The sequence below is a fragment of the Kitasatospora sp. NPDC058406 genome, from assembly GCF_042722765.1.
Taxonomy (GTDB): domain Bacteria; phylum Actinomycetota; class Actinomycetes; order Streptomycetales; family Streptomycetaceae; genus Kitasatospora.
The window spans coordinates 1-13,532 of the sequence record NZ_JBHXKE010000241.1; the positions used below are offsets into that span (position 1 = coordinate 1).

Annotated in this window: 17 protein-coding genes; 8 read left to right on the forward strand and 9 right to left on the reverse strand. The window is 73.8% G+C overall.

Going from position 1 to position 13,532, the window contains the following annotated elements:
- Positions 1 to 72: 72 nt before the first annotated feature.
- From ACFWOG_RS33315 to chrA, 7 genes are all read right to left on the reverse strand, one after another.
- The gene (locus ACFWOG_RS33315; protein WP_380362910.1) at positions 73 to 921 is read right to left on the reverse strand and encodes a GDSL-type esterase/lipase family protein; all 849 of its coding nucleotides are present in this window, start codon (positions 919 to 921) and stop codon (positions 73 to 75) included.
- A gap of 34 nt (positions 922 to 955) precedes the next feature.
- Positions 956 to 2,194 (reverse strand): beta-ketoacyl-[acyl-carrier-protein] synthase family protein, encoded by a 1,239-nt coding sequence (locus tag ACFWOG_RS33320; RefSeq protein WP_380362912.1) that lies wholly within the window; start codon positions 2,192 to 2,194, stop codon positions 956 to 958.
- Entirely contained in the window at positions 2,191 to 2,547 is a 357-nt protein-coding gene (locus ACFWOG_RS33325; protein WP_329949787.1) for a phosphopantetheine-binding protein, read from the reverse strand. Before ACFWOG_RS33325 ends, ACFWOG_RS33320 begins: the two co-directional genes overlap by 4 nt.
- A complete protein-coding gene (locus ACFWOG_RS33330) occupies positions 2,544 to 4,070 on the reverse strand; it encodes an MFS transporter (protein WP_380362914.1) in 1,527 nt (508 codons plus the stop codon). Before ACFWOG_RS33330 ends, ACFWOG_RS33325 begins: the two co-directional genes overlap by 4 nt.
- Positions 4,071 to 4,077: 7 nt before the next feature.
- The gene (locus ACFWOG_RS33335) at positions 4,078 to 4,998 is read right to left on the reverse strand and encodes a class I SAM-dependent methyltransferase (protein WP_380362916.1); all 921 of its coding nucleotides are present in this window, start codon (positions 4,996 to 4,998) and stop codon (positions 4,078 to 4,080) included.
- Positions 4,999 to 5,166: 168 nt separating this feature from the next.
- Positions 5,167 to 6,120 carry an acyl-ACP desaturase gene (locus tag ACFWOG_RS33340; protein ID WP_380362918.1) on the reverse strand — a complete coding sequence of 318 codons (954 nt, stop codon included), beginning with the start codon at positions 6,118 to 6,120 and terminating at the stop codon, positions 5,167 to 5,169.
- 77 nt (positions 6,121 to 6,197) lie between these two features.
- Entirely contained in the window at positions 6,198 to 7,385 is a 1,188-nt protein-coding gene (gene chrA, locus ACFWOG_RS33345; protein WP_380362920.1) for a chromate efflux transporter, read from the reverse strand.
- A gap of 174 nt (positions 7,386 to 7,559) precedes the next feature.
- Between chrA and ACFWOG_RS33350 the strand changes: the two genes are divergently transcribed.
- From ACFWOG_RS33350 to ACFWOG_RS33370, 5 genes are all read left to right on the forward strand, one after another.
- Positions 7,560 to 8,609 (forward strand): cation diffusion facilitator family transporter, encoded by a 1,050-nt coding sequence (locus ACFWOG_RS33350; RefSeq protein ID WP_329949782.1) that lies wholly within the window; start codon positions 7,560 to 7,562, stop codon positions 8,607 to 8,609.
- A gap of 105 nt (positions 8,610 to 8,714) precedes the next feature.
- Positions 8,715 to 9,650, forward strand: a complete 936-nt coding sequence (locus ACFWOG_RS33355) for a 5'-3' exonuclease (RefSeq protein WP_329949781.1) — start codon at positions 8,715 to 8,717, stop codon at positions 9,648 to 9,650.
- Between the two features lie 176 nt (positions 9,651 to 9,826).
- The gene (locus ACFWOG_RS33360; protein WP_380362923.1) at positions 9,827 to 10,015 is read left to right on the forward strand and encodes a hypothetical protein; all 189 of its coding nucleotides are present in this window, start codon (positions 9,827 to 9,829) and stop codon (positions 10,013 to 10,015) included.
- Positions 10,012 to 10,407, forward strand: a complete 396-nt coding sequence (locus ACFWOG_RS33365) for a transcriptional regulator (protein WP_380362925.1) — start codon at positions 10,012 to 10,014, stop codon at positions 10,405 to 10,407. The genes ACFWOG_RS33360 and ACFWOG_RS33365 overlap by 4 nt, the downstream gene beginning before the upstream one ends.
- A 153-nt stretch (positions 10,408 to 10,560) precedes the next feature.
- Complete coding sequence (locus ACFWOG_RS33370; RefSeq protein WP_380362927.1) at positions 10,561 to 11,070, forward strand: hypothetical protein; 510 nt, start codon at positions 10,561 to 10,563, stop codon at positions 11,068 to 11,070.
- Between the two features lie 178 nt (positions 11,071 to 11,248).
- Here the strand turns inward: ACFWOG_RS33370 and ACFWOG_RS33375 are convergent, their stop codons facing one another.
- On the reverse strand, positions 11,249 to 11,440 hold the full coding sequence (locus tag ACFWOG_RS33375) for a DUF397 domain-containing protein (protein WP_329882362.1): 192 nt from the start codon (positions 11,438 to 11,440) through the stop codon (positions 11,249 to 11,251).
- Positions 11,433 to 12,296 carry a helix-turn-helix transcriptional regulator gene (locus ACFWOG_RS33380; RefSeq protein ID WP_329882364.1) on the reverse strand — a complete coding sequence of 288 codons (864 nt, stop codon included), beginning with the start codon at positions 12,294 to 12,296 and terminating at the stop codon, positions 11,433 to 11,435. The genes ACFWOG_RS33375 and ACFWOG_RS33380 overlap by 8 nt, the downstream gene beginning before the upstream one ends.
- Before the next feature lie 294 nt (positions 12,297 to 12,590).
- Between ACFWOG_RS33380 and ACFWOG_RS33385 the strand changes: the two genes are divergently transcribed.
- Genes ACFWOG_RS33385 through ACFWOG_RS33395 form a run of 3 tightly spaced genes read left to right on the forward strand, consistent with a single transcriptional unit; the run spans position 12,591 to position 13,482 of the window.
- Complete coding sequence (locus tag ACFWOG_RS33385; RefSeq protein ID WP_380362929.1) at positions 12,591 to 12,956, forward strand: ATP-binding protein; 366 nt, start codon at positions 12,591 to 12,593, stop codon at positions 12,954 to 12,956.
- Complete coding sequence (locus tag ACFWOG_RS33390; protein ID WP_380362931.1) at positions 12,953 to 13,213, forward strand: hypothetical protein; 261 nt, start codon at positions 12,953 to 12,955, stop codon at positions 13,211 to 13,213. Before ACFWOG_RS33385 ends, ACFWOG_RS33390 begins: the two co-directional genes overlap by 4 nt.
- Positions 13,210 to 13,482 (forward strand): hypothetical protein, encoded by a 273-nt coding sequence (locus ACFWOG_RS33395; RefSeq protein ID WP_355402256.1) that lies wholly within the window; start codon positions 13,210 to 13,212, stop codon positions 13,480 to 13,482. Before ACFWOG_RS33390 ends, ACFWOG_RS33395 begins: the two co-directional genes overlap by 4 nt.
- Positions 13,483 to 13,532: the final 50 nt, after the last annotated feature.

Below are 13,532 nucleotides of genomic sequence, written 5' to 3' on the forward strand. Positions count from 1 at the left end.
CCCGGGGGGGGGGGGGCGGCGCCCCCCCGGCGGGGGGGGGGGGGGGGCGGGCGGGCCGTGTTCGGTGGGCGCTCAGGCGGTGGGCGCCGCCGAGGTACCCGCGGCCACGGCGGACACCGGTTCGGCGGGTGCCGACTCGGCGGGCAGTCGGGAGGCGGCGTCGAGAAGCGCGGGGAGCATGCGGGCGGCGTGCTCGGCGTAGCCCCGGGAGCTCGGGTGGACGCCGTCGGGGGCGAGGAGCAGCTCGGCCCGGTCCTGGAACTCGGGCCCGGAGGACGGGGCCAGCGGCGTCCCGGCGCGCTCGGCGGCGCGGGCCTGCCGGCGGGCGAGGCGCCGGGAACGGTGCCCGCCGACCAGTCGGGCGGGGGCACGGAAGCCGGGCGCGTGGCCGGGGTCGGGGCACGGCACCACGACCGGCTGCCAGCCGGTCTCGCGGAGCCGCCCGAGCAGCAGGGCGAACAGACGGGCGGACCGGCCGATCGGCAGCGGGAGGAGGGCGTCGTTGCCGCCGACGATCACCACCGCGAGCCCGGGCCGCAGGCGCGCCGCCCGGGCGGTCTGCCGGCGCAGGCCGGTCGTGGTGGCACCGACCCGGGCGAGGACGCGCAGGTCGACGGGCCGGTCCAGCCGGTCGCCGAGCGCCTGGGCGAGCCGGGCCCCGAGCGTCTCCTCGGGGCGGTCGGCGCCGAAGCTCCGGGCGAGGGAGTCGCCGAGCATCAGCAGGGTGACCGGCCGCTCGTCCGCGGGTTCGGCCGGGCCGTAGCGGCCGTCGGCGTGCGGGGCCGACCAGTCGGCGGGCGGGCGGCGCATCAGCAGCCGGCCGTAGAGCCGGGAGGCGGCGAGCCGGGCGCGGAGCAGGGGGCGGCGGGCCGCGGGGGTGGACGGGGTTTCCGGGGCGGAGCGGGTGGTCGGGGCGGGCATGGTGGGACTCCCGGGGCAGGCGGACGGGGGCGTGTCAGGCGGAGGTCAGGACGACGGCCGCGTTCTGGCCGCCGAAGCCGCTGGACACCGAGACGGCGGCCTGGAGCTGGACGCGCCTCGGCCTCTTGGTGACCACGTCGAGGTCGATCGCCTCGTCCAGCCGGTCGAGGTTGGCGGTGGGCGGGATCAGCCCGTACTGGAGGGTGAGGACGGTGACGGCCGCCTCGATCGCGCCCGCCGCGCCCAGGCAGTGGCCGATCACACTCTTGACCGCCGTGACCGGGGGCGGCCGGCGGAAGACCTGCCGCAGGGCGGCGGCCTCGGCCAGGTCGTTGAGCGTGGTGCCGGTGCCGTGCGTGTTGACGTGGCCGATCTCGTGCGGCGCCAGCCCGGCGTCGGCGAGTGCGATCCGGACGGCGCGGGCCAGACCCGCGCCGTCCGGGCGGGGCGCGGTGAAGTGGTGGGCGTCGGCGGTGGAACCGTGGCCGGCCAGGTAGGCGCGCGGGCGGACGCCACGGGCCCGGGCGTCCGCGGCGCGTTCCAGCACCAGGAGGCCCGCGCCCTCGCCGAGCACGAAGCCGTCCCGGTCGGCGTCGAAGGGCCGGGAGGCCCCGGCCGGGTCGTGCCGGCGGCGGGAGAGCGCGCCGAGCCGGTCGAAGGAGGTCGCCACCATGGGCGCCCGGCCGCTCTCCGTGCCGCCGGCCAGCACCACGTCGCAGGAGCCAGCCCGGAGCAGGTCGCAGGCGACGCCGAGGGCGGTGGTGCCGGAGGCACAGGCCGTGCTGGTGACCAGGTTGGGCCCCCGGGCCCCGAGGTCGAGGCCGACCTCGCCGGCGGCCATGTTGGGGATGGAGCGCGGTGCCATCAGCGGAGAGACCAGGCCGGGCCGGCCGTCCGCGAGCCGCCCGTACTCGACCGCGTGGGTGTCCGTGCTGCTGGCGCTCACCCCCAGCACCACCCCGACCCGGTCCGGGTTCCAGTCGGCCGGGTCGAGGTCGGCGTCGGCGACGGCCTCCCGGGCGGCCAGGACGGCGAGTTGGGCGAACCGGTCGAGCCGCCGGACCAGCCGGCCGCCGAGCAGGGCGACCGGGTCGAAGCCGTCGGCCCGGCAGGAGAAGTCGACGTTCAGCCCGGCGAGGAGCGGGTCGCGCCGGGCGGTCGGCGCTCCGCCGAGCAGGTGGTCCCAGCCGGCCGCCACGCCGAAGCCGGCGGGGGTGACCAGGCCGAGCCCGGTCACCGCCACCGCCCGGTCGGCCACCGTGTGGGCGCTCAACTGACGGCGCCCGCGGTCAGATCGACACCGACGAGCGGGGCGGCACCGGGAGCCGGAAGGGCGCCCGGTGCGGCACCCGCAGCGGCACCCCGGCCGGCGACCGGAACGGCGCCCGGGCCATCGACCTCGGCCGGGGCGGCACCGGCGTGGGCGAGCAGTTCGCCGAGCGTGGAGTCCGGCCGGATGTCGCGGACGGTGACGCCGATCCGCTCCTCGACCAGCAGGGAGAGTTCGACCAGCGCGAGACTGTCGAGCGACAGCGAGGCCAGCGTGGCCTCGGGCGTGACGAGGGCGGCCGGCACCTCGAACTCCTCGACCAGGCAGGCACGCAGGACGGTGAAGCTGTCGTTCATGGGACGTTCCTTTCAGTGGCGGACGGTGCGAACGGCCGGGCCGTTCGGTCCGGTTCGGGGGCGAGGACGGGCGGCAGGACGGCCTGTGGGACGGCCTGAAGGACGGGCCGCGCGGCAGGCTGCGGGACGGGGAGGCGGGCGGGCAGACGGAACCAGGCGAGCAGGACGCCCGCCGCGGCGACGGCCCCGCCGACCTGCGCCGCCGCGGTGAGCCCGGTGGTGAACGCGATACGGTCGCCGGTCGCCGCATCGGCCGCGGCGGTGGCCAGCACGGAGCCGAGCACCGCCACGCCGAGGGTCGAACCGACCTGCCGGGTGGCGTCGTTGAGGGCCGATCCGACCCCGGCCATGGCGGCCGGCACCGCGCTCATCACCAGCTCGGTGGCGACCGGCGCCATCAGCCCGGCGCCGAAACCGGAGACCGCCTCGAAGACGAACACCGGCGCGTCCCCGGACTCCACGCCGAGACGGCCGAGTTGAACGAATCCGGCGGCGATCAGCAGTTGCCCGGCCGCGACCGGGACGCGCGCGCCGGCGTACCGGGCGACCACCGGGCCGAGGACGGCCCCGACGGCCAGCCCCAGCGAGAGCGGGACCATCCGCAGGCCGGCCTGCCAGGCCGAGAGGCCCCGGACCTGCTGGAGGTAGAGGGTCAGCAGGAACATCGCGCCGAACATCGCGAAGGACATCAGCGCCAGGCAGACCGTGGCCGGCCAGACCGGCCCGTCGCGCAGCAGCCGGACCGGCACCATCGGTGCGGCGCAGCGGAGTTGGCGCAGCACGAAGAGGCCGAGCAGCAGCGTGGCGGCGGCGAGGGCGGCAAGCACCTCGGGGCTGGTCCAGCCGCGTCCGGGCGCCTCGATGATCCCCCACACGAGGGTGAGCAGAGCGGCGCAGGAGAGCAGTGCGCCGAGCCGGTCCAGCGGCCGGGCCTCCGGATCGCGCGACTCGGGGATCACCGGGGTGACCACCAGGATCGCCGCCACCACGGGGACGTTGAGCCAGAACGCGGCCTGCCAGCCGTGCTGTTCGACCAGCCGGCCGCCGACCACCGGACCGAACAGCGCGCCGACGCCGGCCACCGCCGCCCAGATCCCGATCGCCCGCCGCCGGTCGGCCGCCGCGGGCAGGACGTGCACCACGGTGGAGAGCGTCGAGGGCATGAACAGTGCCGCGCCGACGCCCATCGCGCAGCGTGCGGCGACGAGTCCGGCCGGGCCGTCGACGAGCGCACCGGCCGCCGAGGCGAGCGCGCAGACGGCGAGTCCGGTCGCGAAGGCCCGCCGCCGGCCGTACCGGTCGCCGAGCGCGCCGGCGGCGAGCACGCAGCCGCCCAGCGCGAGCGCGTAACCGTCGACGATCCACTGGGTCTCGGCCAGAGTCGGCCGGAGATCGTCCCGCAGGCTCGGGATCGCCACGTTGAGGACGGTGAAGTCGAGCCCGAGGAGGAAGAGGGCGGCGCAGACGACGGCCACCGCCGCCCACGCCCGCGGCCGGGCAACCGGGCCGTTCGAGGGGTCCACCCGGGCCTCAGACCGGCAGCCGGAGCGGTTCGTCGCGCCGCCGGAAGCCGATCCGGTAGAGCGTGGCGGCGCCGCGCAGGAAGGTGACCTCGCAGGCCCGCAGGTAGCGGCGGTAGCGGCGGAAACCGTCCGGGCCGACCAGTGCCTCCGCCTCGGCGCGGGCCCGCAGCAGCCGGGCGGACCAGGCGCCCAGGGTGCGGGCGTAGTCCTCGGCGGAGGCCCGGACGGCGGTCACCGCGAAGTACGGGTCCCCGGCGGTGACGATCTCGCCGAGCCGGGGCAGCGCCGCACCGGGGAAGACCTCGGCCGCGACGAACGAGCCGACCGGACCGTCGCCGCCGGCCACGCCGTCGTAGGCGATGGTCTGCAACGACATCCGGGCGCCGGGGCGCAGCCAGCCGTGGCAGCGTTCGAAGTAGCCGCGGTAGGCGGCGAGCCGTCCGGCGGCGTCCATGTCGGCGGTGGCGAAGTGCTCGAAGGCACCGATCGAGACGATCCCGTCGTAGGGCCGCTCGGGGCGGTGGCCGTCCCAGCTCTCCAACCGGACGTCGACGCCGGGGAGCGCGAGCCCCCGTACGTGGGCGTGCTGGGCGCGGGAGAGGGTGAGCCCGGTGGCCTCGCCGGCCCGGCCGGTGAGGACGGCGTGGGTGAGCAGGCCGCCCCAGCCGCAGCCGACGTCGAGCAGGCGGAACCCGGCGTCGGAGGCGGCGCCGGCCAGGTCGAGGTGCAGGTCGAGCTTGGCCCGCTGGGCGCGGGGCAGGGCGGTGGTGTCGGGCTCGCCGGGGGCGATGCCGTCCCAGACGGCGGCGGAGTAGCTGAGCGTCTCGTCGAGCCAGAGGGCGTAGAAGTCATTGCCGAGGTCGTAGTGGAACTCGATGTCGGCGGCGCTGGTGCCGACGGTGGTGGTGCCGACAGTGGTGGTGGTCATACCTCTCCTGTTCGGGGAACGGGCGGGCGGTACCGGACGGCCCGCGCGAGGCGACGCGGGTCGGCGGCACCGGGAAGGGCGACGCGGGTCGGCGGCGCTTCGGGGCGGACGCCGCGGGACGGCGGTGCGGAGCGGCAGGGCCGCGGGACGGCGGCGCCGCGGGGCGCTTCAGGCCGTGGCGGCCTGCTCGCGCCGGGCCCGGACGTCGAGCGCCCGGTCCCGGCGCTCGACGAACCGGGAGGCCCTGGCGTCGAGGTGCTCCAGGTACCCGGCGAGCCGTTCGCGCGCCTGCTCGCCGGCGGGGCCGAGTCCCGTCAGTTCGAGGACCTTGAGCGAGCGGAGCAGCGGGACGAGCACCTCGTCGTGGTGGACCCGCAGGTCGTACACGCCCGCGACGGCGATCTCGCCGGCCAGCCGGGCGAAGCCGGGCATGCCCTGGCCGGGCATCGCGAAGCCGCGGACGGTCGCGTCGAGGGTGACCAGGACCTGATCCGGGTCCGACGCCAGGGCGGCCCGCAGCAGTTCGCGGTAGAAGACCATGTGCAGGTTCTCGTCCTGGGCGACCCGGGTGAGCAGCCGGTCGCAGACCGGGTCGCCGCTGAGCCGGCCGGTGTTGCGGTGGCTGACCCGGGTGGCGAGCTCCTGCACCGCCGCGTAGGCGACCAGGCCGAGCACGCCGTCCGGTTCGGGGAGGGTGCCGGTGGCGACCTGGGCCATCCGGGCCCGCTCCAGCGCGATCGGGTCGACGGCGCGGGAGGCGTGCAGGTAGGCGCGGATGGCGACGGCGTGCCGGTCCTCCTCGGCGGTCCAGTGGTGCAGCCAGGCCCCCCAGGCTCCGTCGCGGGAGGTCTGCGCGGCGATGGTCCAGTGGTAGCCGGGGAGGTTGTCCTCGGTCAGCAGGTTGACCACCAGGGCGGAGCGGACGGCCGGGGCGAGCGTGGAGTGCTCGGCCCGCCAGGGTTCACCGTCGAGCGGCCCGTCGAAATCCCGCCCGAGGCTCCACGGCACGTACTGGTGCGGGAACCACTCGCGCGCCGCTGCGAGGTGACGGTTCATCAGATCGGCGGCGATGGGCTCCAGTTCGACGAGCCAGTGGACGGCCTCCGCCGTAGTGATCTTCACGGGCGCCGATCGTTGCGCAGGCGCACGGGGGCGCGCAAACCGGCGTCACCCGGTCGGGTGAGCCCCCTCGGGAGGGTTCACGCCACTGGCAGATCGGCGACCGCCGCCAGCACGCCGGCCGCTCCGGCGGCCAGCAGGGTGAGCACCACGCCGCGCCGGGCCGCGACCAGCCAGAGCAGCGCCCCGGCCAGGACCCCCCACTGCCAGACGTGACCCAGCGCGGCGGCGAGCGGCACGGCCGATCCGGCGATGGCGCCGATCACGGCCGGCCCCGCGCCGGTGAGGAAGTCCTGCACCCGCCGGTCGGCGCGGAGCCGGTCGAAGTGGCGTCCGCCGACGATCACGAAGAGGAACGACGGCGCGAAGGCGACCGCCGCCGCCAGCAGCCCACCGACGAGCCCGGCGGCCGCGTAGCCGACCACCGCGACGGTCTGCACCACCGGGCCGGGGGTGACCTGGCCGAGGGCGACGGCGTTGAGGAACTGTCCGTCCGTCATCCAGTGGTAGCGGTTGACCGCGTCGTCCCGCATCAACGGGATGATCACGAAGCCGCCCCCGTAGGAGAGCGCCCCCACCTTGAACGCCACCCAGGCCACGGCGCCCAGTCCGCCGAGCGCGGGCAGCCCGACGGCCAGCGGCAGCGCGGCGGCCGGGCCGGACGGCCGGTCGCCGGACGGCCGGTCGCCGGACAGCCGGTCCGGCCGTCCGCGCAGCGCCGCCTCGGCCAGCCCCGCCGCGATCAGGACCAGCACCAGCCAGGGCCCGGTGACGATCGCGGCCGCCGCGCCCGCCGCCGCGTACCCGGCCCAGCGGGTGCGGGCGGCCCGCTCCCGCCCGGCCCGGGCGAAGCTGCCCGGGACCAGCGAGGTCGCGGCCTGCACGGCGACCGCCGGAACGGCCGCGCCGGCACCGGCCGCCGCGCCGAGCACCGCGAGCGGCGGGTCGCCGGCCAGGAGGAGCGCCGCGAGCACCAGGATCAGCACGAGTCCCGGCGCGATGAAGCAGACCCCGCCGACCAGCGCGCCGGGGGTGCCGCGCAGCCGGCCGGCGGTGAGTACGGCCAACTGGGTGGAGGCCGGCCCGGGCAGCAGATTGGTCGCCGCGATGCCGTCCTCGAACTCGGTCGGCGTCAGCCATCCGCGCCGCTCCACGCAGAGCCGCCGCAGCAGCAGAATGTGTGCGGGCGGTCCGCCGAAGCCGAGCACCCCGATCCGTCCCCACTCCCGGGCTATCTCACCCAGGCTCACCCGGCCGGTCACGCCCATGTGCGACTCCCCCGTTAGACGGCGGCGCGACGATACCGGACGGGGGTTACGGCACGGCAATGACAACGGTCTCCAATGCAGCCTTTGGATCTTCGTTCGATCTGAGGTTCACTTCGGATGCAGGGCAGTCGCGCCCCCTTCCCCCCACCCCCGCACGTCCAGGAGAGGACTTCGATGGCCGGGCACGAGCACTATGATGATCATGCTCATGACCACAAGCAGGCGCACGGCGGCCACACCCACGGCGGCCACGGCGGCCACTCGCACGGCGTGGCCGCGGACGCGGACCGCCGTTGGCTGGTCAGCGCACTCGTACTGATCGTGGTGTTCATGGCCGGGGAGGTGGTGGTCGGCTTCGCCGCCCACTCGCTGGCGCTGATCTCGGACGCCGCGCACATGCTCACCGACGCCGCCTCGATCGTGCTCGCCCTGATCGCCATGCGGCTCTCCGCCCGCCCGGCCCGGGGCGGCTACACCTACGGGCTCAAGCGCGCGGAGATCCTCTCCGCCCAGGCCAACGGCGTGACGCTGCTGATCCTCTCCGCCTGGCTCGGCTACGAGGCGATCACCCGGCTGTTCGAGCCCCCGGAGGTAGCCGGCTCGCTGGTGCTGGTCACCGCGCTGGTCGGAATCGTCGTGAACATCGCCGCCACCTGGTGCATGTCCAAGGCCAACCGCAGCTCGCTCAACGTCGAGGGCGCCTTCCAGCACGTGCTCACCGACCTCTACGCGTTCATCGCGACCGCCGTCGCCGGCCTGATCGTGGTGACCACCGGCTTCGTCCGCGCCGACTCGATCGCCTCGCTGATCGTGGTGGCGCTGATGCTCAAGGCCGGCATCGGCCTGGTCCGCGACTCCGGGCGGATCTTCCTCGAAGCCGCCCCGGCCGGCATCGACCCGGACGCGGTGGCGGACCGGCTGGTCACCCAGCCGCTGGTCGAGGAGATCCACGACCTGCACATCTGGGAGATCACCTCCAACCAGCCGGCCCTGTCCGCGCACATCCTCGTCACCCCCGGCGGCGACTGCCACGCCGTCCGCCGCGAGCTGCAGCGCAAGCTCTCCAAGGAGTACGGGATCTCGCACAGCACCCTCCAGGTCGACCACGTCGGCGAGGACGAGGCGGGCGCACTGCTCCAGATCACCACCCCCGGCGGTCCGGTCCCCGAGCACTGCGCGGACGCGCACGGCCCCGTCCACCGCGCCGGTCCGCACAAGCACTGAGCCGGTCCGGCACCCCGCCCGCCCGGACCCGCCCCGCCGCCGGCTCCCGCCGGTGCGCACCGACCGGCGCGCACCGGTACCGGCCGGCTGTCCGCCCGGTACGGCATGATCGGAGGCGTGACCGCACCCCGCCTGATGCTGCTCGACTCCGCCAGCCTCTACTTCCGGGCCTTCTTCGGCGTACCGGACACCCTGCGCTCGCCGCAGGGTGAGCCGGTCAACGCCGTCCGGGGCCTGCTGGACTTCATCGCCCGGCTGGTCCACGACCACCGGCCCGACCAGCTGGTCGCCTGCATGGACGCCGACTGGCGCCCGCAGTGGCGGGTGGACCTGATCCCCTCCTACAAGACGCACCGGCTCGCCGAGGCGGCCGAGAACGGCGAGGAGGAGGTGCCGGACAACCTCTCCCCGCAGGTCCCGGTGATCGAGCAGGTCCTGGACGCGCTCGGCATCGCCCGGGTCGGCTCCCCCGGCTACGAGGCCGACGACGTGATCGGCACCCTCACCGCCGGCGCCACCGGCCCGGTCCAGATCGTCACCGGCGACCGCGACCTGTTCCAGCTGGTGGACGACGCCCGCGCGATCACCGTGCTCTATCCGGTCAAGGGCATGGGCAACCTCCAGGTCACCGACGACGCCCTGCTGCAGGAGAAGTACGGCGTGCGCGGCGACCGGTACGCGGACATGGCCGCTCTGCGCGGCGACGCCAGCGACGGCCTGCCGGGCGTCAAGGGCATCGGCGAGAAGACCGCCGCCCAGCTGATCCACGAGTACGGCGACCTGGCCGGCATCCGCGCCGCCGCGCTGGACGTGGGCTCGCGGCTGACCCCGGCCCGGCGGCGCAACCTGGTCGAGGGCTCCGCCTACCTGGACGTCGCCCCGACCGTGGTGCGGGTCGCCACCGACGCCCCGCTCCCGGCGTTCGACCCCGCCCTCCCCTCGGAGCCGCTCGACCCGATGACCCTGGAGGACCTCGCGGCCCGCTGGGGCCTCGGCACCTCCCTGGACCGCCTGCTGGAGGCCCTGGCCGCCACCCGCTGACCCACCCGGAAGGGGCCCGCCGCACCTCGCGGCGGGCCCCTTCTCCTTCTCGGGCACCCTTGAGCTTTGGATCAACGTGAACTCTTGACCGCCATCTACTTTGCGATGCGAAGTTCATTCACCGGGGGGATCCCACCCGCGCAGTCGGCGCGGTGGATGCGAACGAGGGGTGGCGCATGGAACCGATCAGCACGGTCGACACGGTCGACACGGTCACGACGAACGACCCGGCGCGGTTGCTGGCCGACGCGGAAGGGCTGCGGGCGCGGACCCGCACCCGGCTGAGCGGTTCGGGAGTGCCACTGCTGCTCTTCGGCACGCTCGCGCTGCTGGCGGTGCCGGTCGCCAGGCACGCCACGGCATGAACGATGCGGAGGCGCCCGCCGCGACCGGCGGCGCGGACCAGGACACGGCCGAGCGGCCGCACCCGACCCTGGACCCGGACGACACCGTCCACCAGCGGGTCCGGCTCGGCGTCCTGACCGTCACCCGCGAGGCCGAGAGCGTGGAGTTCGGCTTCCTCAAGCAGGAGTTGGGCCTCACCGACGGCAACCTGTCCCGGCACCTGAAGGTCCTGGAGGACTCCGGCCTGGTCACGGTCACCGAGGGCTACGCCGGCCGCCGGCCGCGCACCTGGGTCGCCCTGACCGTCGAGGGCGCCCGCGCCCTGGACCGCGAACTCCGCGCCCTGCGCGAACTCGTCCGCCGCCTCGACGCCGCCGCAGCACCCGCCGAAGACGGAACAGCCCCCTCCTAGAAAGTCGGCCCGCCCGACTCTCCCCGCAGCCGGAGTGCGAGCTCCTGCCGGTGGTGGGCGAGTCGGCTCTCGGACACCGTCTGCCTGCTCACCATGACGTCGGTGGCGGATCGGTGGCCTCCGGGCCGAAGCCTCGAAAGGCTCTGTTGGGCGATGCGTCCCAAGGCACTCGGGTTCTGGTACTCGCCGGAGTCGCCCGGCCTTCCGCACCCGTCAGCTCTGATCGATCCGGACTGGAGCGAATCAGAACGCTCGATGATCTTCGACTGTCTGGAGGGCGGGCAGCTTGCCCGCCGGTTCATGGGTGTCTCGTCGTGTCGCATCTGCGGGATCCCCAACGGCAGCGCAGAACTGACCGACGGCGAGTTCATCTGGCCGGCGGGGCTCGGACACTACATGCTTGAGCACTCCGTGAGACGCCGAGGCCGGCTCCCGCCGGCCCTTCTCCGCCACGCGCTCGTACGGCTGGCCGATCTTGAGGAGGCGAGCACGGATCGCTCGTGGTGGCTGGCCACGCGCACGATGGCCTGCCCCTGGACGCCGACCGCCGCCAATAGCGGCCGGAGCCTGTCCGCCCGCCTTTACGCCGACGCTGAACCGTTTCGCCGGAGGCGTGGCGGTGGCGTCCGCACGCCGGGCAGTACCGGCAAGACGCAGTCCTGAGCGGCTCGAACATCGAGCGGCAGGAGGACCGGCACCACCTCGCGCAGGAAGTCGGACCGGTCGACTTCCTGCGCGCGCCTTACTTTCGCCCGGGAGTTCAGAGGACCCCGAAGGTGAGGAGCGGGAGGCTGGGAGGGCAGGCGGCGCCTGGCTCCGAGACAGCGAGGCGCCGCAAAGGTCACGCGTGGTGGTCGAGTTCACCGGCCTTGATCGCGCGCAGGAGATCGGCGAAGGCATCGGGAGTGGTGCGGATGATGACCTCGCCGTCGTCGGACTCACGGAGTTCGACCAGCCCACTGCTCGTACGGACCTCCACACACTCGTTGCTCGAAGCGCTGAAGCTGGACTTCTGCCACGTGGACTCAGACATTGGTGGGCTTCACTTCCTTCATGACAGCCAGGATGAACTCGCGTGACTCATCTTCGGCGAGGGCCGTGGAGTCGAGGCGCGAGAAGATCGCTCGATGGTTGGCCAGATCGGCTGGCGAATCGAGGAACAACGCACCCTGGGAGACATCTATCTCGATGGTGTCCAGTTCAGGGATCGAGCCTTCGGCGAAGGTGAGGTTCTCGCCGGCACCCGGGAAGGTGTCGACGGTGAACGGCACAACGCGTACAGAGATCCCAGGCCGCTCGGCATCGGCCAGGAGTGCCCCGAGTTGCTCCACGAGCACCTTGGGTCCGCCGAACTGCATGCGCAGCGCAGCTTCGTGGATGAACGTTCGCAGCGGGGTGGCACCGGAGCGGACGATCTCCTGGCGCCTGATTCGAAACGCGGTCCTGGTGTCGATCTCGTGCGAGGAAAGTGGGGGAAACAACCGAGCGAAGACCGCCGACGCATAGGCGCTCGTCTGGAGCAGGCCCGGCATGTAGGCAGTCGTACAGAACGTCAGCCGCGTGGCATGGGCCTCAAGCTCGGCGACTTCCAGGAAGTCTGTCGTCAGAACTCCGCGGAACTCCTCCCACCACCCCTTGCCGCGTTCCGTCGCCATGTGCGCCAAGACGTCGATCAGCGACTCATTGGCGCAGTTGCACGCCGAAGCGACCAGTCGGAGACGTTCCGGACTGACGCCGATCTTCGCCATCTCCATCTGGTTCACCTGGGCAGGACTGATGCCCAGGATTCGGGCGAGCTGGCTACCGCCGAGGCCCGCCTGCTCACGCATCCGTCTCAGCTCGGCACCGAGCCGTCGTTGACGGAGAGTCGGGTTGGAGCGAAGGGCCATGACGTCCTCTCTACCGGTGCTGGATCAGTGTGCCGCGCTGGCAGTGGGCAGGTCCATCCCGGCTCGGAGTACACGGTAGAGGGAACTTCCCTCCATCAACCTATAAATAGAGGCCTTTTCGGCTATGGTCTTTCTCACAGCGATCCGACGGATCGTCAGTACCGCCCGTTCATCCGGGCGGCCGATGCCTGCTGTCTTCCTGCCCAGCAAAGCGGCCGGCTTCGGTCCACCCCGCCTGATGGTGGCGCGTCCGCCGCCGCTTCTCCTCACTCCACCCCTCCTCGGAGGTCTCCTATGCGTGCCTTCAACCCGCCCGACTGGTCCGCCGCCCGTAAAGAACTGCGTCGCGCCCTCACCTCCTCCGGCTGGCACCCGGACACCATTCACGACGCCGAACTCGCACTCCACGAGCTCTACTTCAACGCCTGGCGACACGCCGACTGCCAGGCGCCGCTGGTCATCGTCACCCTCCTCCCCCGCACCCTCCGCGTGTGCGTCTGCGACGACAGCCCCACGCTCCCCGAATCCCCCTTCTCCTCCGGCCCCTTCGAGGTGTCCGGCCGGGGCCTCCACCTCGTCCGCGCCCTCACCCACCGCTTCGGCGCCGACCCCACCAAGAACGGCAAGGTCGTCTGGTACGAACTGGACGCCGCCGCGTGAGAGACGACCACCACCCCGCCCCGCTCACGCCCCACGACCCCGTCCTCCGCACCTACACCGAGTCCGAGGTCGCCGCGCTCCTCCGCGAACTCCACGAAGCGGGACGCCCGTTCGGCATCCAGTGGGGATCGGCCGCCATCAACGGCACCACCGTCGAGGGCCGCCTCCTCGTCGACTTCGGCAACGCGCCCGTCTCGACCCTCCTGAACCTCCTCAATCTCCTCCGCGACACCGAGAGGCACGCCCGCTCCCAATGAGCAGCTTCCTCGTCGGCACCGCCTTGGCCGTCCTCCTCGCGCTCGCCATCACGACCGTCGTCGTCGGCGTGGTCACGAGCTTGCGCATTGAGGACACCCCGCCCCCGCCGCCCATCACCCGCCACGGCCGCTGGGAACTGCGCCGCCTTCCCGACGGCAGCACCGAGTACGCCTGGATCGCCCGCCAGGCCGGCCACTTCAGCCCCGAGACCAACCCGGCCCCCGACCGGCGGAGCCGTGGCCGCCACCGCATATCCCATAGCCGTTGACCGAGTGCCTAGTCGGATCGCCCCTACGAGGCACGCGGCCGTCCCCGCGC

Excerpts from the sequence above, each read along its gene's own strand:
- ACFWOG_RS33360 (WP_380362923.1), top strand. The coding sequence starts at position 9,827 with ATGGAACCGATCAGCACGGTCGACACGGTCGACACGGTCACGACGAAC.
- ACFWOG_RS33315 (WP_380362910.1), bottom strand. The coding sequence starts at position 921 with ATGCCCGCCCCGACCACCCGCTCCGCCCCGGAAACCCCGTCCACCCCC.
- ACFWOG_RS33355 (WP_329949781.1), top strand. The coding sequence starts at position 8,715 with ATGATCGGAGGCGTGACCGCACCCCGCCTGATGCTGCTCGACTCCGCC.
- ACFWOG_RS33380 (WP_329882364.1), bottom strand. The coding sequence starts at position 12,296 with ATGGCCCTTCGCTCCAACCCGACTCTCCGTCAACGACGGCTCGGTGCC.
- ACFWOG_RS33325 (WP_329949787.1), bottom strand. The coding sequence starts at position 2,547 with ATGAACGACAGCTTCACCGTCCTGCGTGCCTGCCTGGTCGAGGAGTTC.
- chrA (WP_380362920.1), bottom strand. The coding sequence starts at position 7,385 with ATGGGCGTGACCGGCCGGGTGAGCCTGGGTGAGATAGCCCGGGAGTGG.
- ACFWOG_RS33395 (WP_355402256.1), top strand. The coding sequence starts at position 13,210 with ATGAGCAGCTTCCTCGTCGGCACCGCCTTGGCCGTCCTCCTCGCGCTC.
- ACFWOG_RS33335 (WP_380362916.1), bottom strand. The coding sequence starts at position 4,998 with ATGACCACCACCACTGTCGGCACCACCACCGTCGGCACCAGCGCCGCC.
- ACFWOG_RS33385 (WP_380362929.1), top strand. The coding sequence starts at position 12,591 with ATGCGTGCCTTCAACCCGCCCGACTGGTCCGCCGCCCGTAAAGAACTG.
- ACFWOG_RS33365 (WP_380362925.1), top strand. The coding sequence starts at position 10,012 with ATGAACGATGCGGAGGCGCCCGCCGCGACCGGCGGCGCGGACCAGGAC.
- ACFWOG_RS33375 (WP_329882362.1), bottom strand. The coding sequence starts at position 11,440 with ATGTCTGAGTCCACGTGGCAGAAGTCCAGCTTCAGCGCTTCGAGCAAC.
- ACFWOG_RS33350 (WP_329949782.1), top strand. The coding sequence starts at position 7,560 with ATGGCCGGGCACGAGCACTATGATGATCATGCTCATGACCACAAGCAG.
- ACFWOG_RS33370 (WP_380362927.1), top strand. The coding sequence starts at position 10,561 with ATGCGTCCCAAGGCACTCGGGTTCTGGTACTCGCCGGAGTCGCCCGGC.